Annotated in this window: 18 protein-coding genes; 6 read left to right on the forward strand and 12 right to left on the reverse strand. The window is 71.5% G+C overall.

Going from position 1 to position 21,688, the window contains the following annotated elements; genetic code table 11:
- Positions 1-26: 26 nt before the first annotated feature.
- The gene (locus tag F8566_RS33540; RefSeq protein ID WP_192809991.1) at positions 27-2,057 is read right to left on the reverse strand and encodes an AfsR/SARP family transcriptional regulator; all 2,031 of its coding nucleotides are present in this window, start codon (positions 2,055-2,057) and stop codon (positions 27-29) included.
- A 209-nt stretch (positions 2,058-2,266) separates the two neighbouring features.
- Between F8566_RS33540 and polA the strand changes: the two genes are divergently transcribed.
- Complete coding sequence (gene polA / locus F8566_RS33545) at positions 2,267-4,957, forward strand: DNA polymerase I (protein ID WP_151565883.1); 2,691 nt, start codon at positions 2,267-2,269, stop codon at positions 4,955-4,957.
- On the opposite strand, the gene F8566_RS33550 is transcribed toward polA, so the two are convergent.
- From F8566_RS33550 to F8566_RS33560, 3 genes are all read right to left on the reverse strand, one after another.
- Positions 4,954-6,231 carry a hypothetical protein gene (locus tag F8566_RS33550; protein WP_151565884.1) on the reverse strand — a complete coding sequence of 426 codons (1,278 nt, stop codon included), beginning with the start codon at positions 6,229-6,231 and terminating at the stop codon, positions 4,954-4,956. The genes polA and F8566_RS33550 overlap by 4 nt on opposite strands.
- A gap of 192 nt (positions 6,232-6,423) precedes the next feature.
- Positions 6,424-6,747, reverse strand: a complete 324-nt coding sequence (locus F8566_RS33555; protein WP_151565885.1) for a MerR family transcriptional regulator — start codon at positions 6,745-6,747, stop codon at positions 6,424-6,426.
- 93 nt (positions 6,748-6,840) lie between these two features.
- Complete coding sequence (locus F8566_RS33560; protein ID WP_151565886.1) at positions 6,841-7,287, reverse strand: Hsp20/alpha crystallin family protein; 447 nt, start codon at positions 7,285-7,287, stop codon at positions 6,841-6,843.
- A gap of 273 nt (positions 7,288-7,560) precedes the next feature.
- Here F8566_RS33560 and F8566_RS33565 point away from each other — a divergent pair, with 273 nt between their 5' ends.
- Positions 7,561-10,488 (forward strand): M36 family metallopeptidase, encoded by a 2,928-nt coding sequence (locus F8566_RS33565; RefSeq protein ID WP_225993735.1) that lies wholly within the window; start codon positions 7,561-7,563, stop codon positions 10,486-10,488.
- A gap of 69 nt (positions 10,489-10,557) precedes the next feature.
- On the opposite strand, the gene F8566_RS33570 is transcribed toward F8566_RS33565, so the two are convergent.
- Genes F8566_RS33570 through F8566_RS33580 form a run of 4 tightly spaced genes read right to left on the reverse strand, consistent with a single transcriptional unit; the run spans position 10,558 to position 12,812 of the window.
- Complete coding sequence (locus F8566_RS33570; protein WP_151565887.1) at positions 10,558-11,007, reverse strand: hypothetical protein; 450 nt, start codon at positions 11,005-11,007, stop codon at positions 10,558-10,560.
- Between the two features lie 13 nt (positions 11,008-11,020).
- On the reverse strand, positions 11,021-11,989 hold the full coding sequence (locus tag F8566_RS33575; RefSeq protein WP_151566025.1) for a GlxA family transcriptional regulator: 969 nt from the start codon (positions 11,987-11,989) through the stop codon (positions 11,021-11,023).
- 2 nt (positions 11,990-11,991) lie between these two features.
- Positions 11,992-12,114 carry a hypothetical protein gene (locus F8566_RS52435; protein ID WP_264159494.1) on the reverse strand — a complete coding sequence of 41 codons (123 nt, stop codon included), beginning with the start codon at positions 12,112-12,114 and terminating at the stop codon, positions 11,992-11,994.
- On the reverse strand, positions 12,111-12,812 hold the full coding sequence (locus F8566_RS33580) for an aspartate/glutamate racemase family protein (protein ID WP_151565888.1): 702 nt from the start codon (positions 12,810-12,812) through the stop codon (positions 12,111-12,113). The genes F8566_RS52435 and F8566_RS33580 overlap by 4 nt, the downstream gene beginning before the upstream one ends.
- 63 nt (positions 12,813-12,875) lie before the next feature.
- On the opposite strand from F8566_RS33580, the gene F8566_RS33585 reads away from it, so the two are divergent.
- Both F8566_RS33585 and F8566_RS33590 read left to right on the forward strand, forming a co-directional pair.
- The gene (locus tag F8566_RS33585) at positions 12,876-13,439 is read left to right on the forward strand and encodes a helix-turn-helix domain-containing protein (RefSeq protein ID WP_151565889.1); all 564 of its coding nucleotides are present in this window, start codon (positions 12,876-12,878) and stop codon (positions 13,437-13,439) included.
- Between the two features lie 158 nt (positions 13,440-13,597).
- The gene (locus F8566_RS33590; RefSeq protein ID WP_151565890.1) at positions 13,598-14,077 is read left to right on the forward strand and encodes a hypothetical protein; all 480 of its coding nucleotides are present in this window, start codon (positions 13,598-13,600) and stop codon (positions 14,075-14,077) included.
- Between the two features lie 28 nt (positions 14,078-14,105).
- Here F8566_RS33590 and F8566_RS33595 read toward each other — a convergent pair whose 3' ends face one another.
- Genes F8566_RS33595 through kdgD form a run of 4 tightly spaced genes read right to left on the reverse strand, consistent with a single transcriptional unit; the run spans position 14,106 to position 18,879 of the window.
- Complete coding sequence (locus tag F8566_RS33595; protein ID WP_225993759.1) at positions 14,106-15,032, reverse strand: 2-hydroxyacid dehydrogenase; 927 nt, start codon at positions 15,030-15,032, stop codon at positions 14,106-14,108.
- 28 nt (positions 15,033-15,060) lie between these two features.
- Positions 15,061-16,413: an enolase C-terminal domain-like protein gene (locus F8566_RS33600; RefSeq protein ID WP_151565892.1), complete on the reverse strand. Its 1,353-nt coding sequence runs from the start codon at positions 16,411-16,413 to the stop codon at positions 15,061-15,063.
- A 1-nt stretch (position 16,414) separates the two neighbouring features.
- Positions 16,415-17,965, reverse strand: a complete 1,551-nt coding sequence (locus F8566_RS33605) for an aldehyde dehydrogenase (NADP(+)) (protein WP_151565893.1) — start codon at positions 17,963-17,965, stop codon at positions 16,415-16,417.
- Positions 17,962-18,879 (reverse strand): 5-dehydro-4-deoxyglucarate dehydratase, encoded by a 918-nt coding sequence (kdgD, locus tag F8566_RS33610; protein ID WP_151565894.1) that lies wholly within the window; start codon positions 18,877-18,879, stop codon positions 17,962-17,964. The genes F8566_RS33605 and kdgD overlap by 4 nt, the downstream gene beginning before the upstream one ends.
- Positions 18,880-19,012: 133 nt before the next feature.
- On the opposite strand from kdgD, the gene F8566_RS33615 reads away from it, so the two are divergent.
- Positions 19,013-19,894 carry a LysR family transcriptional regulator gene (locus tag F8566_RS33615; RefSeq protein WP_151565895.1) on the forward strand — a complete coding sequence of 294 codons (882 nt, stop codon included), beginning with the start codon at positions 19,013-19,015 and terminating at the stop codon, positions 19,892-19,894.
- A 179-nt stretch (positions 19,895-20,073) separates the two neighbouring features.
- Positions 20,074-21,633 carry an ABC transporter substrate-binding protein gene (locus F8566_RS33620; RefSeq protein ID WP_151565896.1) on the forward strand — a complete coding sequence of 520 codons (1,560 nt, stop codon included), beginning with the start codon at positions 20,074-20,076 and terminating at the stop codon, positions 21,631-21,633.
- Positions 21,634-21,688 lie beyond the last annotated feature (55 nt).

The following is a 21,688-nucleotide window of genomic DNA, read 5'->3' on the forward strand; positions in this document are numbered from 1 at the left end:
GCTTTCAGAACGCTCTCGGTTCGCTCTCAGCCGGATACGCCGTGCCGGGCACGTTCCAACGCGTAGATCCGCATGAGATCGGTGAGCGCGTAGTGCACCTCTCCGCGGGCCTCGTCCCCCACGACGTCGGCGAGCCCGGCGTCCGCGAGCGCCTCCAGATGGGCCGTCGCCGACTCGGCCGAGACGCCCAGCAGGGCACCGGCGGACCGGGCCGGGAAACCCGTCGCGGGGAGGGCCCCGAGCTGCCGGAACGTCTCCCGGTGAGCGACGGCGAGATCCCGGTAGGCCGAATCCAGGCTCGCCCGCATGGACAGGCCGTGCACGGCGAGCTCGTCCAGCCGCCGATCCGGGTCGCGCAGCCGCCCCGCGAGCCCGGCCGCGCTCAGGCGGGGCCGCATCGCGAGCCGCGCCCCCGCGATGCGCACGGCCAGCGGGACACGGTCGCACAGCCGCACGATCTCGGCCGCCGCGGGATCCGCCGCCAGCCCCGGCCGGCCCGAGACCCGGCACAGCAGCCGCACGGCCTCGTCCTGGGCCGGTACGCCCAGCTTCAGCAGGCGCGCCCCGGCCAGGCCGGCGAGCCAGGTGCGGCCGGTGACGAGCACGGCGCACCCTGCCGCGCCGGGCACGAGCGGGCGGACCTGCGCCTCGTCGGCCGCGTCGTCGAGCAGGACCAGCACCCTCCGGCCGGCCGTCCGGGAGCGGTACAGCGCCACGCGTTCGTCGAGCGACCAGGGCAGGACCTGCTCGTCCACTCCCAGGGCGTGCAGGAACCGCCCGAGCACGACGTACGGATCGGATCCGCGCAGGTCCGCGTGGAGTTGCCCGTTGGAGTACAGGGCGGCCATCCGGTGCGCGACGTGGACGGTGAGCGCGGTCTTGCCGAGCCCCGGGCCTCCGCTGACCGCGAAGACGAGAGGCCCGCGCCCGGCGAGCATCGGATCGCAGATGGTCTCGATCTCCCGGTGACGTCCGGTGAAGTCGGGCACGTCCGGGGGCAGTTGCATGGGGATGGGAACGAACCGGCTGTCCTCCTGCAGTGCCGCCGCGTGGGCGCTCCGCATCTCCTCGGACGGGCCGATCCCGAGGTCGTCGGCGAGCCGCTCACGGACCCGCTCGACCTGGCGTAACGCCTCGGCGTGGCGACCGGACGCCGACAGGAGCCGGACGAGCCGGGCCTGTAATGGTTCGTCGTAGGGCGCGGCGGCGGCCACCTCCGCCACCAGGGACACCACGTCCGCCGACCGCCCCAGCCGGAGCGCCAGGTCGGCGAGCGTCGCCGCGGTGTCCACGCGGGACTGCTCCACCGCGCGGACGACCGGGTCGTCGGCCAGCCACTCGGGCCGTCCGCCCAGCACCGGGCCCCGCCATTCGCCGAGGGCGGCCGACAGCAGCGCGAGACGGCGGTCGGGATCACCAGAGGCACCGGCCCGCACCCTCGCACGGAACCGGGCGAGATCCACGGACTCGGCGGGCACCATGAGCCGGTACCCCGACCCCGAGTGCTCCAGGCGGCACGGCTGGCCGGCGAGTCTCCGTAACCAGCTCCGCAGGCGGTGGACGGCGCATTGCAGGGCCCTGCGGGTGCCCCGCTCTCCCCATGCCAGTTCGAGCAGCCGGTCTTCCCCCACGATGTCGCCGGGGAAGAGGAGCAGCGCGCCGAGCAGGCCGCGAACGCTCGGACCGGGCAGCGCCACGTTCCTGCCGTCAGCGCGGACGATCATCTCGCCCAGGATGAGCAACTCGGGACCCGCAGGCTTCCTGTCCGGCTCCTCGGCCGGGGTTCCGGCTGGGGCTTCGGCTGGGGCTTCCCCCACCACGAGCCGTCCGCCCGCCGTGTACTGGCGATAGAGGGTCGGGTACGGCACCCGCAGCGACGAGGCGGTGTCGCGCCAGGTCATCCCGAGGCGTTCCCGGCACTCGGTGACGGCCTGCCGTAACGCCCAGCCGGAATGCCACTGGATCTGGGCGAGATACCGCGCCCGTAACGCCGGGTGGACGGCGGCCCGGGCCGCACCGAGATCCTCGGCGAGGCGGTCCAAGACGTGGTCGGCCATGTGGTGGTCGGCTAAGGGGTGGTCGGCTAAGTGGTGGTCGGGTCCGCATGAAGCGGCTGCGTTGCCGGTGCCGTCGCCGTCGCCCATCGGCTGCCTCCCCGGTCAGGACCTGATCAGAAAGTAAGGTCGTTTCGGGATCGGAACAAGCCCCGGACGGCCCGGCCTGGTCGTCGAGCCCGATTGTCAGGGCCACCTGCGAGGATGGCAGCATGACCGACCGGCCACGCCTGCTGCTGCTCGACGGCCATTCGCTGGCCTACCGGGCCTTCTACGCGCTGCCCGTGGAAAACTTCACCACCACGGCGGGCCAGCCGACCAACGTGGTCTACGGGTTCGCCAACATGCTGGCCAACGTGCTGCGGGACGAGCAGCCCACGCATGTCGGGGTCGCGTTCGACGTCTCCCGGCAGACCTTCCGCACCGAGGCCTTCCCCGACTACAAGGCCAACCGGTCGCGGTCGCCGGACGAGTTCCACAGCCAGATGAAGGTCCTCGGCGAGCTGCTCGCGGCGATGAGCGTGACCACGCTCCGCGTGCCCGGCTACGAGGCCGACGACGTCATCGCGACGCTGGCCGCGCAGGCGGAGGCGGCGGGCTTCCAGGTGCTGATCGTCACGGGCGACCGGGACGTGCTCCAGCTGGTCAGCGAGGATGTCACGGCGCTCTACTTCTACCGGACCGCAGCCGAGATGATCCGCTACACCCCGGCGGCGGTCGAGGAGAAGTACGGCCTGACCCCGCGCCAGTACCCCGACTTCGCGGCGCTGCGCGGCGACCCGTCGGACAACCTGCCGAGCATCCCCGGCATCGGGGAGAAGACCGCAGCCAAGTGGATCCGCGAGTTCGGCTCGCTGGCGGCGCTGGTGGAGCGCGCCGCCGAGGTCAAGGGCAAGGCCGGTGACAGGCTCCGCGACGCGCTGGAGACCGTCCGGCTCAACAGGCGGCTCACCGAGCTCGTCCGCGACGTCGACCTTCCGGTGGGGCTCGACGATCTGCTCCGCCGGCCGTACGACCTCCCGGCGTTCACGAGGCTGCTGGACGAGTTGGAGTTCCGCAACGCCAGCCTGCGCCAGCGTCTCTTCGCGGCAGACCCGGGCGACGGCAAGGCGCACGAAGGCACGGGCGGGACGGGTGACTCCGGCGGTCCGGCTGGGGACACGGCTCCGCTCAAGGGACGCGAGCTCGGCCCGGGGGAGCTGGCGGACTGGCTCCAGACACGGGCGGCGGCCGGAGCATCGGATGAGCTGGCGGTGCCGGTCGGCCTGGCCGCCGAGACCACGTGGGTACGCGGCGCGGGCGACGTCCTGCGGATCGCGCTCGCCACCGGTGACGGCTTCGCGGCCGCATTCGAGCCGGCGCGGCTGACCGAGTCCGACGAACGGGCCTTCACGAGCTGGCTGGCCGACCCTGGCCGGCCCAAGGCGCTGCACGACGTGAAGTCCCTGCTGCGTTGTTTCGCCGAGCGCGGCTGGCGGGTGGAGGGCATCGCCACCGACACCGCCATGGCGGCCTACCTCCTGCTGCCCGGCCTCGCCGCGTACGGCATCGCCGACCTCGCCGCCCGCCACCTGGGCTACCGGCCGCCCGCCGACGGCGCCGCCGGGCTGATGGTCGAGGCGCGCGCCGTCCTCGACCTGGCCGGCAGGTTCACCGCCGAGCTCCGCTCGACGGGCATGACCGAGATCTTGAACGACGTCGAGCTCCCGCTGTCGGCCCTGCTCGCCCGGATCGAACGGGCGGGGGTGTTCGTCGACGCCGCGCTGCTCCGCGAGCTGGAAAAGCAGTTCGCCGACGCGATGGAGCGCGCGGCGGACGAGGCCGCCGACATCGCGGGGCACCCGTTCAACCCCGGCTCGACCAAGCAGCTCCAGGAGGTGCTCTTCGGCGAGCTCGGGCTGCCCAAGACCAAAAAGATCAAGTCGGGTCACTCGACCGACGTCGACGCCCTGACCTGGCTGGCCACCCAGACCGACAACGGGCTTCCGGAGATCCTGCTGCACCACCGCGACCAGTCACGGCTGCGCATGACGGTGGCGGGGCTGATCCGCGAGATCGGCGCCGACGGCCGCATCCACACCACGTTCCAGCAGACCGTCGCCGCCACCGGCCGGCTCACCTCCACCGAGCCCAACCTCCAGGTCATCCCGATCCGCACCGAGGAGGGCCGCCGCATCCGGCAGGCGTTCCTGCCCGGCGAGGGCTACGAGGCGCTGCTGACCGCCGACTACGGCCAGCTGGAGTTGCGGATCATGGCGCATCTCTCGCAGGACCCGACGCTGCTCTCGGCGTTCGAGTCCGGCGAGGACCTGCACACCACCATGGCCGCCCAGGTCTTCCGGGTCGCGCCGGAGGCGGTCACCGCCGACATGCGCCGCAAGATCAAGGCCATGTCGTACGGTCTGGCCTACGGCCTGTCGGCGTTCGGCCTGGCCCGGCAGCTGGGCATCGCGGTGTCGGAGGCGAAGCCGCTGATGGACGCCTACTTCGAGCGGCTCGGCGGCGTGCGCGACTACCTCGACCATGTGGTGGAGGAGGCCCGCCACACCGGCTACACCCAGACGATCCTCGGCCGCCGCCGCTATCTCCCCCATCTGGGCAGTGACAACCGGCAGCGCCGCGAGACCGCGGAGCGGATGGCGCTCAACGCCCCCATCCAGGGGTCCGCCGCCGACATCGTCAAGATCGCGATGCTCCGGGTGGACGACGCCCTCACCGCCGCCGGGCTGCGCAGCCGGCTCCTCCTCCAGGTCCATGACGAGGTCGTCCTCGAAGTGGCCCCGGGGGAGCGCGTGCAGGTGGAGGAGCTCGTCCATGCCCAGATGACCACGGCCTACCCGCTCACGGTGGGCCTGGAGGTCGCCCTGGGCACCGGCCGGGACTGGGACGCCGCAGCCCACTAGTGGCCGGGCTTGCGGATCATCCGGTACCGCAGCACCAGGAACGGGATGCTGAAGACCGAGAACGCGTGCTCGGCCCGGAGTTCGCCGTCCTGCACGTAGACGTCGAGCCGTTCGGCGAAACCGTGCACCGCCAGCGTCGTCAGCTCCCGGGTGTCGGCGTCGATGTAGGTCAGGTAGTGACCGGGCTGATCGAGATCGCTCTGGCTGGTGAGCACCAGGCCGCCGCCCGGGCGGGCCTGAGGAACGAGCGTGGCGGTGAAGCTGGCCTGCGGCAGCGGGAAGCCGACGCTGACATATCCGCGGTCGCCGTGCCGGTAGGTGGTGTAGATGCCGACGTAGATGGGCTCGTCGGTGTCGGCGAAGGAACGGATCCAGCCGCGGACGGTCACCACGTCGCTCTGGTCGGGGATGATCGTGTCGATGCGGCTGCGCATCCCGCGCTGGACGTCCCGCTGGTTCATGGGCACGTTGGCCTGGCCGAGCGGGCGGGCGAGGAACGTGCGGTAGAGCAGGTATCCCGGCCGCACCCACAGCCGCCACTCCGGCACGATGTCCAGGGTGAACCGCGAGGTGTGCTCGTAGAACTCCCGCACCCGCGGATCGACGCCGGCCGGGTCGAAGTCGGGCCCGGCCAGCTCGTCGAGCGAGGCCACGATGCCGACGTCCGGGGTGTCCGGCGTGTACGCGCCGCCCATCACCTTGGCCAGCTCACGTACATAGGACGTGCCCACGTACCGTGACTGTGCCTCCAGGGGCACCACGAACGGCAGGTCCTTCACCCGCTCGGCCACCAGGCTGACCTGCGCGTCGCGGAACAACAGCGCCGACAGCACACGGAACGCGACCACCGCGGTGACAGCCGCGGCCGCGCCGGATGCGGCCGCCGCCCCGGTGCGACGCGTTCCGGTGTTGCGGCGCCTCCCCGCGTACGCCCCGCCGACCGCCGCGCCGACCACCGGGCCGAGAGCGACCTTCTGCGGCCGGACGCCCAGCGCACCCGCGATCATGCCCGCCGCCGTGCCGACCGGGAGCGGCCCGGCTCCGAGCCGCCCGGCCGTCCAGCCGAGCGGCGCGCTCATGGCACCGCTCATCGCGATCCGCTGCCAGAGGGCGGGGATCTCGCCGGGCCGCTGCCGGGACCGGGCGACGGCCTCCGCCACGCCCAGCCCGATCGCCCCGGCGGCCGCGCCGGTCAACGCCGCCCGCCGTCCGCGATGCCCTGTCAGAGCCGCGCCCGCGAGGCCGCCGATGGCCCCGGCCATCGCGGCCGACATCGCCAGATCATCGCCACCGTGTGATCGTTCTTTTGCCACAACCGCAACCTACTCGTTCGCGCCCCCGACAGTGGCAGGTCATAGGGCCCGGCACGACATCCGGCAGCTCACCCCGCTCGTCAACCGCCGTCTCTAGCTCCGGCCCACGGCAGGGCTGCGGCGTTGCAGCCTTTCGAGGCGCCTTCAGTGTGGTCAGGCGCCTTCGGCGTGGTCGTCCAGACGGCGCTGTAGCTCGTCGCGTTCGCGGGTGAGGCGGGCCAGCTCGTGCTCCAGCTCGATGATCCGGCGGATCGCGGTCAGGGTCATGCCCTCGCCCATCATCGTCACGACCTGCTGGACCTGCCGGATCTCGTGCCGGCTGTAGCGGCGCTGTCCACCGGCCGAGCGCCGGGGTGACACGACCCGGTGGTCGTCGATCCTGCGGAGGAACGCCTGCCGTACCTCGAGCATGTCGGCGACCTGCCCGACGGTGAACATCGGCGCGTGCTCGTCGTCGAGCGGTGCGGGTTCTCTCATTCCACCTCCTTTCTGCGAACGGGCCGGTGGGCGGGTCCGGTCGCCCGCCCACCGGCCTGGTCGCCGGGAAGGGTGGCGGTGCCGGGGCGGCCGTCAGGCCTTGATCGCCTTCTTCTCGCTGTGCTTGATCTCGACCTTGCGGGCGCGGGCCTTCTCCAGAACGGGGATCCGCACCGCCAGGACCCCGTTGTCGTAGGCGGCCTCGATCGCCTCGGCGTCGAGGTGCTCCGACAGGTAGATCCGGCGGGTGAACGTGCCCATGACGCGTTCGCGGACGAAGAGGCGCTCGTTGTCCCCGTACTCCTCCTCGCGCTGGGCCGACACGCTCAGGACGCCGCGGTCCACGGTGACCTCGATCGAGCCGGGGTCGATGCCGGGCAGGTCGAAGCGCAGCACCACGTCGTCGTCGCGGCGCAGGCCGTCCATCGGCATGACGGCGCCGTTGCCCTGTCCCGAGGCCTGGCTGAACGCCTGCCGGGCCATCCGGTCGAACTGCCGCTCGAACTCCTGGACGAAGGGATCGATCGACGTCAGCAACATCGTGCAACACCTCCGAAGAAACTCTGAGGACTCCGACCGGTTCCTTCTCGGACTGAAAGGAACCTCTAAGCAGAATTGTAGGTTTGCGTCCCCGGGTGTCAAGTCCCCAAGACGGGGGCCCGGATCTACCTCAATCATTCTGTTTCCGGCCGTTACTGGTCATCTGTCGCTATAGCCACACACCTCCCCAGCTGCTTGCCTCAACGTCGTCGCGAGATCACGCGACCGAGTCCGAGACCGGGCCCACCGGCCCGTTCCCGCTGGAGGTTCCTAGTGCCCACGACGAGGTGGATTCGCGGGGTCGCGCTGGCGACCACGGGACTACTCCTATCGGCCGCCGCAGTCGGCACGGCGCAGGGGGAGACCCGCGCCGCCCAACCCAAGCCCCCTGACATCCAGGCCGAACACACCCTGAAGCCCGACAAGGACATCCGCGCCGGGCGGATCGCCCCGACCGCGGCACAGCAGGGAGCGACCGAAGGCGCTGTCGTGCGCTGGAACAAGCTCGGCACCCCGGCCACGGTCACCCGGGCGGGCGCGCCCCTGGACGCCGGGCTGCCGAACGATGCCGAACGTGCCGCCCGCGCCTATCTCACCGAGCACCGCGACCTGTTCGGCCTGTCCGAGCAGAGCGTGGCGGCGCTGGAACGGGTGGCGGTCAACCCGATCGGCAAGGGCGCGGCGGTGCTGCTGCGCCAGCGTTTCGGCAACCTCCAGGCCGGATACGACGGGCAGGTCGCGGTCGGCGTCGTCGGCGGCAAGGTCGTGTCGGTCTCCTCGACCCTCGCCCGCGACTCGGCGGCGCCCGCGCCGGCGACGCTCAGCCAGGACAAGGCCGTCGAGTCCGCGGCCCGCGACGCCGACATGGCGGTCTCCGAAGCGGAGACGAAGCGCACCCGGCTGGTGGCGGTGCCGACTCCCGCAGGCGTGCGCAGCGCGTACCAGGTCACGCTCATCGACTCCGGCGGCTCGCACGGCCACCAAGGTGACGCGCACGGCGAGCCCGTCGCGGTCAACTCCTACGTGGACGCCCGGACCGGGGAGGTCCTGATCCGGGAGAACCTCGTCGACCACGCCGAGGATCCACGCTGGGACGTGTTCCCGGCGGCGCCAGGCTACTCCTCCCAGGACACGCGCGACACGTGGTGTTTCATCCCTGCCAAGGGCTGTGACTTCGTGGTCGGTGGCGACCCGGCCACCGGCAAGGCATGGGACGTCGACCACGCGACCGGCGCGCCGACGAACACGAGCTTGGGCAACGCGGCCCGCACGTACGAGAACCGTGCCAGCGGCGACCCGTTCACCGTCGGAACCCGCACCAACGCGCCCAAGGCCGACCGGCGCTACAGGTATCCCTGGACCAACCAGTGGCTGCGTGAGAAGTGCAACCCGGCCACGCTCGACAGCCCGCAGGAAGCCGACCTCGAAGCGGCGATGTCGAACCTCTTCGCGATGCACAACCGGATGCACGACTGGTCGTACCGCCTCGGATTCACCGAGACCGCGTGGAACATGCAGTCCGACAACGGCGACCGGGGCGGCAGGGCTGGCGACCCCGAACAGGGCAACGCCCAGGCCGGGGCCCGGATCGCCAGCGTCCGCGACAACGCCAACCAGATCACCCCGCCGGACGGCATGCCCGCGATCACCAACATGTACATGTGGCAGCCGGTGGCCGGGGCGTTCTACTCGCCCTGCGTCGACGGCGACTACGACATGAGCGTCATCGGCCACGAGTACACGCACGCCATCTCCGGGCGGATGATCGCCGGGCCGGACGCCGGCTGGAGCGGGCCGCAGGCCGGTGCGATGAACGAGAGCACCTCCGACCTGTTCGCGATGGAGTACCTGAACGAGTACGGGTTCCGGCCGCCGGGCGACACCCGCTACGTCACCGGCGCGTACGTGACCGGAGACCCGAAGGCGGGGATCCGCAACTACGACATGAGCCGCAGCCCCCTCAACTACAGCGACATCGCCTACGACCTGGTCGGGCAGCAGGTGCACGCCGACGGCGAGATCTGGTCCGCCACGCAGTTCGACGTGCGCCAGGCGTTCGTCGACCGCTACGGCAAGGGCAGCAAGGCCCGCAACCGTGCCTGCGCCGACGGGCGTGTCCCGGTCGGCAAGTGCCCGGGCTCGCGGCGCTGGGCGCAGCTGTCGTTCGACGCGCTCCTGCTCATGGCGAGCGGCGCGGTCAGCTACGTCGACCACCGCGACGCGCTGCTGGCCGCGGACACCATCCGCTTCGGCGGCGCCAACCAGACCCTGATCTGGAACGCGTTCGCGCAGCACGGACTCGGTGAGGGCGCGTCCAGCAACGGACCGGCCGACGCCGACCCGGTGGCGAGCTTCGCCTCGCCGCGGGCCAAGAACGCGACCGTGAAGCTGCGCCCGTCCGGAGACGCCAAGGGCGCGGCGGTCCGGCTGTACGTGGGCGACTACGAAGGCCGCGCGATGCCGGTGGCCGACACCGACCCCGCGACGCCGCTGGGCGACACGTTCAAGATCATCCCGGGTAGCTACAGCTTCGTCGCGGTGGGCGCCGGGTTCGGGCACAAGCGTCTCAGTGCCACGATCAAGCCTTCGACCGAGAACCTCTGGGCGTCGATGACACGCAACCAGGCCGCGGCGGCCAACGGCGCGACCGCCGCCGGCGACGGGGTCGGCCACGCCGGGCTCGTCGACGAGACCGAGGCCACCAACTGGCAGTCGCTGACCGCGCCCGTGGCGGGCCGGCAGGTGACCGTCGACCTGGCCGGGGACAAGGCCGTCCGGATCGGGCGGGTGCAGGTGAGCGCGATGTTGCGGCCGACCCAGCCGGGCGACCCCGAGCACACGCCGGGCGGGTCGCAGAACCGCTTCTCCGCCCTCCAGCAGTTCGAGGTCCTGGCCTGTGACGCGGCGAAGGCGGACTGCTCGCAGGACGCCTCGTTCTCCCGCGTCTACACCAGCCCGGCCAACGCGTTCCCGGCCCGGCGCCCGCGTCCGCGCGCACCGGAACTCATCATCCGCTCGTTCGACATGCGCGACACCACCGCGACGCACCTGCGGCTGCGCGTGTTGTCGAGCCAGTGCACCGGTAACCCGGCCTTCGCGGGTGAGCAGGACAACGACCCGCGCTCGACCACCGACTGCACGGCGGGCAGCGCGCGTGCGGCCCTCGTGAGAGCAGCCGAGTTCCAGGCGTTCACCCGATAACCGACGTTGTCGACCGGACACCCGCCCCACATCTTGACCTGGTCAAGATGTGGGGCGGATGTGCCATCGCTAAGGAATGCCGGCCAGCCCGCTGGTCTCCGCCAGGGCGCGCCGGACGGCGTCCCGGTAGCGGGAGACGATGTGCGGCTCGATTCCCTCGCCGCCCATCGAGACCACGGAGGAGAAGAGCACCCATTGGACGAACAGTTGCGCGGCCTGGGCTTCGCTGGGGTGCGCGCGGCCGGCGAAGGTGCCCCGTTGCGACACCCCCAACGTCCAACGGCCGTCGCGGTGAACCAGCTGCGGCAGTTCCTCGGCGGCGTAGGCCGAGCTCGCGGGGTTGGCGTCCTGGACGACATATGTGGGATCGGGGATCCCGGCCGCACGGAGCATCTCCACGGCCTGGAACCTGTCTCGGAGCAGGTCCCAGCCCGGGCACAACAGAAGGGCGGCGGTGCGCAACATGCTGCCCTTGCGCACTCTTGCCTGGATGTTCGCGCGGCGCTCGGCTTCGTTCATCGGACGGCCTCGCTCATCGGATCGCCTCGGTGCCGGCCGTGCAGGTGCGGTGGAAGGAGCTGCGATAGACCCGAGGCGGCATGCCCCGGCGCTTGATGAACTGTTCGCGCAGGACGGTGGTGTTGCGGTAACCCGTCTCGTTGGCGATCTCCTGGATGCTCAGGTCCGTCGTCTCGAGGAGCTCCTCGACCCGGTTGAGGCGCTGGTTGAGGAGCCAGGCGTGGGGCGTGGTGCCCGTGGCGGTCTTGAAGCGCCGGGCGAAGGTGCGGGGGCTCATGTGCGCCCGTGCCGCGAGCTCGTTCACGGACAGGGGCTGCCGCAGGTTCTCCCACGCCCAGGCGAGCACCGCGGGGATGCGCTCGTCCTCGGGGACGGGAGAGCTGACGTACTGGGCCTGACCACCGAAGCGCTGAGGTGAGGCCACCGTGTCGCGGGCGATCATGTTGGCCACCGAGGACCCGTGCTCGCGCCGGACCAGGTGCAGGAACATGTCCAGGGCGGCGGCCGCGCCCGCGCACGTCACGATCTGCCCCTCGTCCACGTAGAGGGCGTCGGGGACGGTCCTGACCCTGGGAAAGCGGGCGGCGAGGGCGGAGGCCATGCGCCAGTGCGTGGTGGCGCGCAGGCCGTCGAGAAGGCCGGTGCCGGCCAGCAGGTAGGACCCGCTGCAGTAGGCGGCGATGATCGCGCCGCGCTCATGTGCGGCCCGCAGCGCCGCCGTCGCGGCGGGCGTCGGGACCGGGTAGTCCTCGCCGGGGATGAGCAGGATCAGATCGGCCTGTGCCAGCCGGTCGAGTCCGTGCTCCACATGCTGGATCAGGCCGAGGTCCGTCACCACCGGCCCCGGTGTGTCGGTCGCCACGGCGAAGTCGAAGCACGAGACGCCGAGCTGATAACGATCGGAGAAGATCTTGACTGCCAGGCCGAGGCCCAGCGTGCTCAGGCTCTCCGGCGCGTACGCCACGATCGAACGGAAGCCCATGGTCACGAAGGCCTGCCCGCGGCGTCCAGCCGGTCGCGTCGCCCGGGCGTCAGATCCAGGTCCAGGTCCAGGTCGATGAGCCCGCGGCGGGTGGCGGGGATCGTTCCGGTCGTGCGGTGTTTCAACGGGAGATCCTCAGGCTGGCGTCGACGATCGCTTCGACGTGGAGGGCGGTGGTGTCCAGGAGCGGGAGAGCGGGGAAGTCCTCGGGGCCGACGAGCTGGGTGATCTCGGTGCAGCCCAGCACGATGGCGTCCGCGCCACGGCCGGCCAGCTCGTGCATGATCCGCACGAACGCGTCACGTGATCTGCCGGTGAAGAGGTGCCGGGTGAGCTCATCGAAGATCACCTGATCGACCAGGACGCGGTCCGCCTCGTCCGGGACGATCACGGAGAGGCCGTGTCCGGCCAGCCGCTCCCGGTAGAACGACGCCTCCATGACCGGCAGGGTCCCCAGCAGCCCCAGGGTGCGGAGGCCCTGGCGGCGCGCGGCACCGGCGAGCACGTCCGCGATGTGGAGGAACGGCAGGGGCGTGGCCGCCTCGATGGCCGGGGCCACCCGATGCATGGTGTTGCTGCCGCAGACGAGGAAGTCGGCTCCGGCCCGTTCCAGGCCGCGGGCCTTGTCCGCGAGGTACGCACCGGCCTCGTCCCACGCGTCAGCCCGGACGAAGCGTTCGATGTCACCGAAATTGACGCTGGAGAGCAGCAGTTCGGCGCGCTCGTGCCCGCCGCGCAGCTCGTTGACCCGGTCGTTGATGCGCCGGTAGTAGTCGGCGGTGGCGACGTCGCTCATGCCGTGGAGGAGTCCGATCGTCTTCATGGCGCTCCACTGTTCAGTAAACTGTTACGAGGGTCAATATACTGAACATAAGGGGAGTGTGGCATGCCGGACTGCGTTGCGGTGGTGGCGGGCAATCTGCGCCGGCTGCGAGAGGAGCGGGCGCTCACCCTGGGCGCGCTCGCCGAGCGCTCCGGCGTCGCGAAGGGAACGGTCAGCGCGCTGGAACGCGGCCACGGGAACCCCACCATCGAGACCCTCTTCGCACTGGCCTACGCCCTCGACGTGACCCTTGCCGACCTCGTGGAGGAGCCGGAGATGCCGGAGACGGCGGTGGTCCGGGCGGCGGACCGGCCAATGATCCCCGGCACGCCCCTGGAGGCCCGCCTGCTGCGGAGGTCGCGGCATCCGGAGACGACGGTCGAGGTCTACGAGCTTCTCCTGCATCCCGGTGCCGACCACCGCGCGAAGGCGCATCGGGCCGGTACGCGGGAGTGCATGTACGTGATCGAAGGGGAGGTCGAGACCGGCCTTCATGACGAACCCGTGCGGCTCGGTCCCGGTGACTTCGCGAGCTTTCCGGCCGACGCCCCGCACGACTACCGCAGCCACGGCGCCGCCCGCGCGCTGCTCATCATGACGCTCCCCAAACGCTCTCCCGCTCAATGACGGCCCCCTCCCGGTCCAGTCTGCGGCCGATCAGGTCCCCGACCTGGGAGGTTGGCAGTGATCCGGGGAAGTTTGGCAGCTTTACTGCGGTTTCTAGCTGTTCACAGCTGTAAGGATCTTTACCTCCTGCCCTGGTCACGGCCCTGAAAGGAATCACCATGCGCAGATGGCCGGCCGCCATTCAGCTGTCCCTGCTGGCCTGCGTCCTGGCGGCCTGCGGCTCCAGCATGGACAAGACGGAGGCGGCCGCCGAGACGCAACGGGTCATGAACCAGACCGTCGAGCTCCTGCACCCCGACTACCGCGCGTTGCCGAAGGGGCCGCAGCCGCAGACCCAGGAGGGCGAAGCCTGCTACAACGCCCTGACGAGGGACGGCTCGAAGATCAAGGTCGAGCACCGGTACGTCGTGCGGGGACTGAACACGCAGCAGATCACCGACCTGGCCCGTCGCGTCGAGAAGTTCTGGGACGAGGATCTCAAGGCCTACACCAAGAGTTCCGAGGGCTTCGAGACCGGCAATCCCAGGATCACGATGGAGTACAAGGACCTCAACCTGCTGCTCCGTGTGTCCATTTATGTCCCGAAGGAGGTCATCATCTCGGTGGTCTCCGACTGCATCAAGCCGAACGGTGACTAGGCCGGACGCGCCCTAGGACGTGTCCGGCCTAACCCTGGGGGATCGGGGTGATCAGGCTGCCCTCGACCAGGAAGCTGCGCAGATTGCGGAAGGCCAGATCGCCCATCGCCTCGCGCGTTTCGTGCGTCGCGCTCGCGATGTGCGGCAGGAGCAGCACCGAGTCCAGGTCGAGCAGGGCGGGCGGCACGTTCGGCTCGTCGGCGAACACGTCGAGCGCCGCGCCCGCGAGCCGCCCGCAGGTGAGCGCGGCGACCAGCGCGGGTTCGTTCACGACGCTGCCGCGCGCGACGTTCACCAGGTACCCGGCCGGGCCGAGCGCCTCCAGCACGGCGGCCGACACCAGCCCGCGCGTCTCCGCCCCGCCCGAGGTCGCGACGATCAGCGCGTCGCTCCAGGCCGCGAGCTTCTCCGGGGACTCGGCGTAGGCGTACGGGACGCCCTCGACCGGGCGGCGCGAGTGGTAGGAGATCTCCGCGTCGAAACCGGCCAGGCGGCGCGCGATGGCCTGGCCGATGCGCCCGAGGCCGAGGATCCCGATCCGCTTGCCCGTGACCTTGGTCGCCAGGGGGTACGTGCCGCGGGTCCAGTCGCCGCGCCGCACGAACCGGTCGGCCGCGGAGAACCGGCGCATCACGTCGATCAGCCCGCCGACCGCGGTGTCGGCGACGCAGTCGGTGAGCACGTCCGGGGTGTTGCTCACCGCGATCCCGCGTTCGGCTGCGGCGGCCACGTCCGTGGTGTCGTACCCGACACCGAAGTTCGCGATCACCCGGAGCCGGGGCAGCCGGTCCATCAGCGCCCGGTCCACCCCGATCCGGGCGGTGGTGACCACGGCCGTGAACTCGGCGCCGTGCTCGTCGAGGAAGCCGTCCGGCTGGTCGTCGAGCAGTACGGCGTCGTAGTGCTCGCGCAGATTCCGGTGGAGGGACGGCAGCAGCGGTCCGACCTGCAGCACACGATCCAAGGTCTTCTCTTTCCTCTGTTCAGTCGCGGTCGAGGGCCGGTCTGCGGGGATCGAACGTCCAGCCCGGCACGAGGTATCTCATGGCCGCCGCGTCGTCCCGCCCACCCAGGCCTTCGGCCAGGTACAGGCGGTGTGCCTCGTCGAGCCGCTCGTGGTCCACTTCTACCCCGAGCCCCGGCCGGTCAGGCACGGTGAGGTGGCCGTCGGCGATCTCGAACGGGGCGGTGGTCAGCCGCTGCCCGTCCTGCCAGATCCAGTGCGTGTCGACCGCAGTGATGTCCCCGGGCGCCGCTGCGGCGACGTGGGTGAACATCGCCAGTGAGACGTCGAAGTGGTTGTTGGAGTGCGAGCCCCAGGTCAGGCCCCACGCGTCGCAGAGCTGCGCGACCCGCACCGAGCCGTCCATGGTCCAGAAGTGCGGGTCGGCGAGCGGGATGTCCACCGCGCCCGCGGTGATCGCGTGGCCCAGCTCGCGCCAGTCCGTCGCGATCATGTTGGTGGCGGTGCGCAGACCGGTCGCGCGCCTGAACTCGGCCATCACCTCCCGCGCCGAAAACCCGTCCTCGGCGCCACACGGGTCCTCGGCATAGGCGAGCACGTCGCGCAGGCCGCCGTCGCGGGCCAGCCCGATCGCCTCGGCCAGCGACCACGCCCCGTTCGGATCGAGGGTGACGCGGGCGCCAGGGAAACGTTCGGCGAGCGCGGTGACGGCGGCGGCCTCGTCCGGTCCGCGCAGGACGCCGCCCTTCAGCTTGAAGTCGGCGAAGCCGTACCGGGCCTGGGCCGCCTCGGCGAGCGCGACGATCGCGTCGGGCGTCAGTGCCTCTTCGTTCCGCAGCCGGAACCAGTCGTCGCCGTCCTCAGGGGCTTCATCGGCCTTACCGCCCCGGTAGTCCAGGTCGGTGCGGTTCCGGTCGCCGATGAAGAACAGGTAGCCGAGCACCGGGACGCGGTCGCGCCGCCGTCCCCCGCCGAGCAGATCCGCGACAGGCACCTCCACGTACTGCCCGAGCAGGTCGAGCAGCGCCGACTCGAAGGCGGTCACGGCGTGCACGGTGGTACGCAGGTCGAAGGTCTGCGCACCGCGCCCGGCGGCGTCGCGGTGGGCGAAGCGCCGCCGCACCGACTCCAGCGTCCCGTTGTACGCGGCGACCGGGCGGCCGACGACCAGGTCCCGCGACTCCTCCAGGGTGCGGGTGATGGCCTCGCCGCCCGGCACCTCGCCGACGCCGACCCGGCCGTCGGAGTCGGTGAGCAGGACGATGTTGCGCGTGAAGAACGGGGCGTGCGCGCCGCTCAGATTGAGGAGCATGCTGTCGCGGCCGGCGACGGGCACGACGCGCAGGTCGGCGACACAAGGGGATCCGGCCATGTCAGCTCCCTCCGCCGGGGACGCCGTCGATCCGCAGCCGGACGCCGAGCGGGTCGCCGTCGCGCAACTCCTCCGGCAGGAGGTCGCCGGGGATGTCCTGGTAGGCGACCGGGCGCAGGAAACGTTCGATCGCCCGCGTGCCGACCGAGGTGGTGGCGGGTGCGGAGGTGGCGGGGTGCGGCCCGCCGTGCACGACCGCGTGGCCGACCTCGACGCCGGTGGGCCAGCCGTTGACCAGCACCCGACCGGCGAGCAGTTCGAGCTCGGGAAGCAGGCCCGCGGCCAGCGCGTGGTCGCCCGGGTCGTCCGGTGCGAGGTGGAGGGTCGCGGTCAGCTGGCCTTCGAGCGACTGGACGATCGTGCCGAGCCGCTCCCGGTCGCGGACCCGCACGATCAGCGACGCGGCGCCGAAGACCTCCTCCTGGAGGAACGGCTCGGCGAGGAACGTCGCGTCGTCGGTGAGGAAGAGCCGAGGCTGGCAGGCGACGGCGATCGAGGGGTCATCGGTTCCTTGGGCGAGCGTGGTGACGCCTTGTGCGCTCGCCATCCGTACGGTCCCGGCGTCGTAGGCCGCCCGGATGCCGGCGGTCAGCATCGGAGCGGCCGGCGTGGCGGCGACGGCGGCGGACGCCGCGTCCACGAAGGCGTCGAGGCCGTCGCCGTCGAGCGCGAAGACGAGGCCGGGGCTGGTGCAGAGCTGACCGGCGCCGGTGGTGAGGGAGGCGGCGAAGGCCCGTCCCAGCTCGGCCCCCGAGCCGCGGAGGGCACCGGGCAGCAGGAACACCGGGTTCACGCTCGACATCTCCGCGTACACCGGGATCGGCACGGGCCGTGCTGCGGCGGCCGCGACGAGCGACAGCCCACCGCCACGCGACCCGGTGAACCCGACGGCCTTGATGCGCGGGTCGGTGACCAGCCGTGTCCCGAGGTCGTGGCCGTGGCCGAGCAGGACGCTGAACGTCCCCTCGGGCAGCCCGTGCTCCTGGACGGCCTCGCGGACGGCGCGGCCGACCATCTCGCTCGTTCCCGGGTGGGCCGGATGGGCCTTCACCACGACCGGGGCTCCGGCGGCGAGCGCGGAGGCGGTGTCGCCGCCCGCGACCGAGAAGGCCAGCGGGAAGTTGCTCGCGGCGAACACGGCGACGGGGCCGAGCGGGATGCGCCGCTGGCGCAGGTCCGGGCGCGGCAGCGGGGTGCGATCGGGCAGCGCGGGGTCGATCCGGGCGCCGAGCCAGCCGCCGTCCCGGACGACGGAGGCGAACAGCCGCAGTTGCCCGGTCGTCCGGGCACGCTCGCCCTCGACGCGGGCCCGGGGGAGCCCGGTCTCGGCCATGACGCGGGCGACGAGGGCGTCGCCGAGCGCCTCGATCCGGTCCGCGACGGTGTCGAGGAACGCGGCGCGCGCCTTCGGCCCGGTGGCGCGGTACTCGGCGAACGCCTCCCAGGCCAGCGCGCAGGCGCGGGCGATCTCGTCCGGGCCCGCGACGGGGTAGCCCGGTTCGAGCCGTTCTCCGGTCCGCGGATCGACGGCGTGCAGCTCGCCCGCGGTCACCGGCTCACCTTCTTGATCAGCTCGGTGAGGTCGGCCAGCTCGCCCTCGGTGAGGTCGGTGAGAGGCGGCCGGACCGGGCCTGCGGGGCGCCCGATCGCGGTCATGCCGGCCTTGACGATCGACACCGCGTACCCGGCGCACCGGTTCCGGATGTCGAGGTAGGGGAGCACGAACTCGGAGAGCCGGCCGTACACCCCGGCACGGTCCCGCTCCTGGACCGCCTGGAAGAAGTCGAGCGCGAAGTCCGGGATGAAGTTGAACATCGCCGAGGAGTAAGTCGTGACGCCGAGCTCCAGGTAGGGCAGCGCATAGGTCTCGGCGGTGGGCAGCCCGCCGACGTACAGCAGCGAGTCGCCGAGGGTGGCGTACAGGCGGGACATCAGCTCGATGTCGCCGACGCCGTCCTTGAAGCCGATCAGGTTCGGGCAGTCCTCGGCGAGCCGGGCCACGGTGTCCACGGTGTACGCGGCGTTGGCGCGGTGGTAGACGATCACGCCCAGCGAGGTCGCCGCGCAGACCGCGCGGACGTGCGCGGCCAGCCCGTCCTGGCTCGCCTCGGTGAGGTAGGGCGGCAGCAGGAGCAGCGCGTCCGCCCCGGCGGCCTCGGCGTCCCTGGCCAGCTCGCAGGCCAGGGCCGTGCCGTACCCGGCGGGCGCGATGATCGGCATCCCGGTGGGCGCGGCGGTGACGGCCGCGCGGACGACCTGTCCCACCTCGGCGGGCGTGAGGGAGAAGAACTCCCCGGTGCCGCCCGCGGCGAACAGCCCGGCGGCGGGGCGGTCCGCGAGCCAGCCGATGTGGTCGCGGTAGGCCCCCTCGTCGAAGTCGAGGCCGGCCGTCATGTGGGTCACCGGGAACGACAGCAGCCCGGCGCCGAGCACCGATCTCAGCTCGTCGTGGGTGAATCGCGTCATCTGCTCTGACTCCAGGGTCGGGGGAAGGCTCGGTGGTACGCGGGTGCCGTGCCGAACGCGTACGCCGTCAGGCTAAGGAGCGGGCATCATGCCTGTCCAAGTTGTCTTTGGCATGCGCTGATACCTTTCGTGCATGTACACGCTGGACCAGCTGCGCGGCTTCGTCGCGGTCGCCGAGGAGGGGCACTTCGGGCGCGCCGCGGAGCGGCTGCGGATGACCCAGCCGCCGCTCAGCCGCCAGATCCAGAAGCTCGAACGGGCCGTGGGTGTCACGTTGCTGGAGCGCAGCGCGCACGGGGCGGCGCCGACGCCGGCGGGCCGTGCCTTCCTCGCCGAGGCGCGGCGGCTGCTCAGCCAGGCGGACGCGGCGGTGCTGGTGGCGCGGCGCAGCGCCCAGGGCACGAGCGGCACGGTGCGGATCGCGTTCACGGCCGTGTCGGCGCTGGCCGTGCTGGGGCAGTGGATCGCTGCCGCCCGCGAGCACCTGCCGGACGTCGATCTGATGCTCACCGAGATGGTCACCCGCGCCCAGGTGGATGCGCTGCTCGCGGGTGAGATCGATGTGGGGCTGGCGCGTGGGGTGCCCCGTTCGGACGTGCTGAGCGCGCGCCTGGTGTACGCCGAGCCGCTGGTGCTGGCGGTGCCGCGCGGGCATCCTCTCGCCGAGCTCGGCCGCAGGCCGCGGCTGGCCGACATCGCCGCGCACGAGCTGGTCACATACGCGCCGATCGAGGCCCGGTACCTGTACGAGCTGGTCATCACGGTCTTCCGCGACGCGGGCGTGATGCCGCGTTACGTCCAGCAGATGGGGCAGGTGCACAGCCTTCTGGCACTGGTGGACGCGGGTGTCGGGGCGGCGCTGGTGCCTCGCTCGGCGTCGGTGTTGCGCCTGCCGAACCTGGAGTTCCTCGACGTGGACGGTCTCGCGCCCGACCTGGTCGAGGTGCACAGCGTCTGGCGCACGGGCAACGACGCGCCCGCCCTGCACGCCCTCCTTGGCCTGGTCGGCCGCTGATCGCGTCCCGGGCATCCGTCTCCGTAAGCGACCCTTGACGACGAAAGATCGGCCACTCTAAGGTCCGTCTACCCATAGAGATGACTTTCCTACTCGTAGACGACCGTCCGTGGACTGCCCGCTCGTTCGCGGCCGCCCCGCACGTCTCGCGCTCTCGACACGCCCTGTCTGGAGAGGCAATGCCCGCATTCCCACCCCGTTCCACGCCGCGCAAGGCGGCCCTGGCCCTGGTCCTCCTTGCCGGCCTGGTCGCCGGCAGCGGCTGTACCGTCGCCAACAGCGACTCGCTCACCGGCGGCGCCGACGGCGCGCTGCAGATCGCGCTGCAGCAGGAGCCGCCCACCCTCGAACCGTGCGAATCCTCGCTGACCTCGACCGGCATCGTGGTGCGCTCCAACATCACCGAGCCGCTGGTCGAGCGCGATCCGACCTCGGGTGCGCTGAAGCCGCTGCTCGCGACCGGGTGGAAAGCCACCGACGACCACACCTGGACGTTCACGATCCGCGACGGCGTGCGCTTCCATGACGGCACGCCGTTCGACGCCGAGGACGCCGCGTTCTCCATCACGCGCGCGGTCGGCTCCAAGCTCGGCTGCAACGTCGACGGCTATGTCTTCGCCGACAGCAAGCTGGAGGTGTCGGCGCCCGACGCCAGGACGCTCACCGTCAAGACCAAGGATCCAGACCCGATCCTGCCGCTGCGGCTCTCCTTCCTGGAGATCGTCCCCACCGGGACCAACACCACGTCCAAGGTCCGCGAGCCCGTCGGCACCGGCCCGTACAAGGTCGCCGACTGGGACAGCGGGATCAGCCTCCGGCTCGACCGGTTCGACGGCTACTGGGGCACCAAGCCCGACTACCCGGCCGTCCGGTACGTCTGGCGCACCGAGAACAGCATCCGCGCCGCCATGGTCGCCAGCGGCGAGGCCGGGATCGCCGTCGGGCTCGGCCCCGAGGACGGGGCCGGGGACCTCGGCGTCGCCTTCCCCAACAACGAGACCACCGCGCTGCGCATGGACGTCAACGTCACTCCGCTCAACGACATCAGGGTCCGCCGCGCGGTCAACTACGCGATCGACAAGAACGGCATTGTCGAGTCGTTGTTCCTCAAGCTCGGCGAGCCCGCCGGGCAGCTGGTCGCGGCCGGCGTCGTCGGCCACGATCCGGCGATCAAGGCCTGGCCGTACGACCCGGCCAAGGCCAAGGCGCTGGTCGCCGAGGCCGCGGCCGCCGGGGTGCCGGTGCGTACCCCGATCACCCTGATCGCCCGGACCGCGCAGTTCCCCAAGGTGGCCGAGACCGCCGAGGTGATGCAGGAGGCGCTCAGCCAGGCGGGGCTGAATGTCAAGATCAAGATGCTGGACACCGCCGCGCACCTGGAGTACCAGCTGCGCCCGTTCGTCCGCGACGCGGGCCCCACGCTGCTGCTGATCATGCACGGCAACCAGGCCGGCGACGCCGCCTTCACCACCAGCCAGTACCTCAAGAGCGACGGCCCGCAGAGCCAGTACGGCACGGCCGCGCTGGACGAGATGATCGCCCAGGCCGGCGAGAAGACCGGGCCCGAACGGTCTCAGGCCTTCGGGAAGGTGCTGGCCTATCAGAACGAGAACGTCGTGCAGTACGCGCACATCGCGCACATGCGAGGCCTGATCGGCATCGCGAGCAACGTGCGATACAAGCCGAACTCCGCGTCCACCGACGAGCTGCGGCTCGCTGAAATCCACCCGGCCGAATGAGGGAGCGCCTGATGAAGCAGCCCCATGAGGGATCAGGGACGCCGAAGGAGCGGCG

Origin of the sequence: Actinomadura rudentiformis (assembly GCF_008923185.1) — a bacterium.
Classification (GTDB): Bacteria; Actinomycetota; Actinomycetes; order Streptosporangiales; family Streptosporangiaceae; genus Spirillospora; species Spirillospora rudentiformis.

Excerpts from the sequence above, each read along its gene's own strand:
- F8566_RS33540 (WP_192809991.1), bottom strand. The coding sequence starts at position 2,057 with ATGGCCGACCACGTCTTGGACCGCCTCGCCGAGGATCTCGGTGCGGCC.
- polA (WP_151565883.1), top strand. The coding sequence starts at position 2,267 with ATGACCGACCGGCCACGCCTGCTGCTGCTCGACGGCCATTCGCTGGCC.
- F8566_RS33550 (WP_151565884.1), bottom strand. The coding sequence starts at position 6,231 with ATGTCGGCCGCGATGGCCGGGGCCATCGGCGGCCTCGCGGGCGCGGCT.
- F8566_RS33555 (WP_151565885.1), bottom strand. The coding sequence starts at position 6,747 with ATGAGAGAACCCGCACCGCTCGACGACGAGCACGCGCCGATGTTCACC.
- F8566_RS33560 (WP_151565886.1), bottom strand. The coding sequence starts at position 7,287 with ATGTTGCTGACGTCGATCGATCCCTTCGTCCAGGAGTTCGAGCGGCAG.
- F8566_RS33570 (WP_151565887.1), bottom strand. The coding sequence starts at position 11,007 with ATGAACGAAGCCGAGCGCCGCGCGAACATCCAGGCAAGAGTGCGCAAG.
- F8566_RS33575 (WP_151566025.1), bottom strand. The coding sequence starts at position 11,989 with ATGGGCTTCCGTTCGATCGTGGCGTACGCGCCGGAGAGCCTGAGCACG.
- F8566_RS33580 (WP_151565888.1), bottom strand. The coding sequence starts at position 12,812 with ATGAAGACGATCGGACTCCTCCACGGCATGAGCGACGTCGCCACCGCC.
- F8566_RS33585 (WP_151565889.1), top strand. The coding sequence starts at position 12,876 with ATGCCGGACTGCGTTGCGGTGGTGGCGGGCAATCTGCGCCGGCTGCGA.
- F8566_RS33590 (WP_151565890.1), top strand. The coding sequence starts at position 13,598 with ATGCGCAGATGGCCGGCCGCCATTCAGCTGTCCCTGCTGGCCTGCGTC.
- F8566_RS33600 (WP_151565892.1), bottom strand. The coding sequence starts at position 16,413 with ATGGCCGGATCCCCTTGTGTCGCCGACCTGCGCGTCGTGCCCGTCGCC.
- kdgD (WP_151565894.1), bottom strand. The coding sequence starts at position 18,879 with ATGACGCGATTCACCCACGACGAGCTGAGATCGGTGCTCGGCGCCGGG.
- F8566_RS33615 (WP_151565895.1), top strand. The coding sequence starts at position 19,013 with ATGTACACGCTGGACCAGCTGCGCGGCTTCGTCGCGGTCGCCGAGGAG.
- F8566_RS33620 (WP_151565896.1), top strand. The coding sequence starts at position 20,074 with ATGCCCGCATTCCCACCCCGTTCCACGCCGCGCAAGGCGGCCCTGGCC.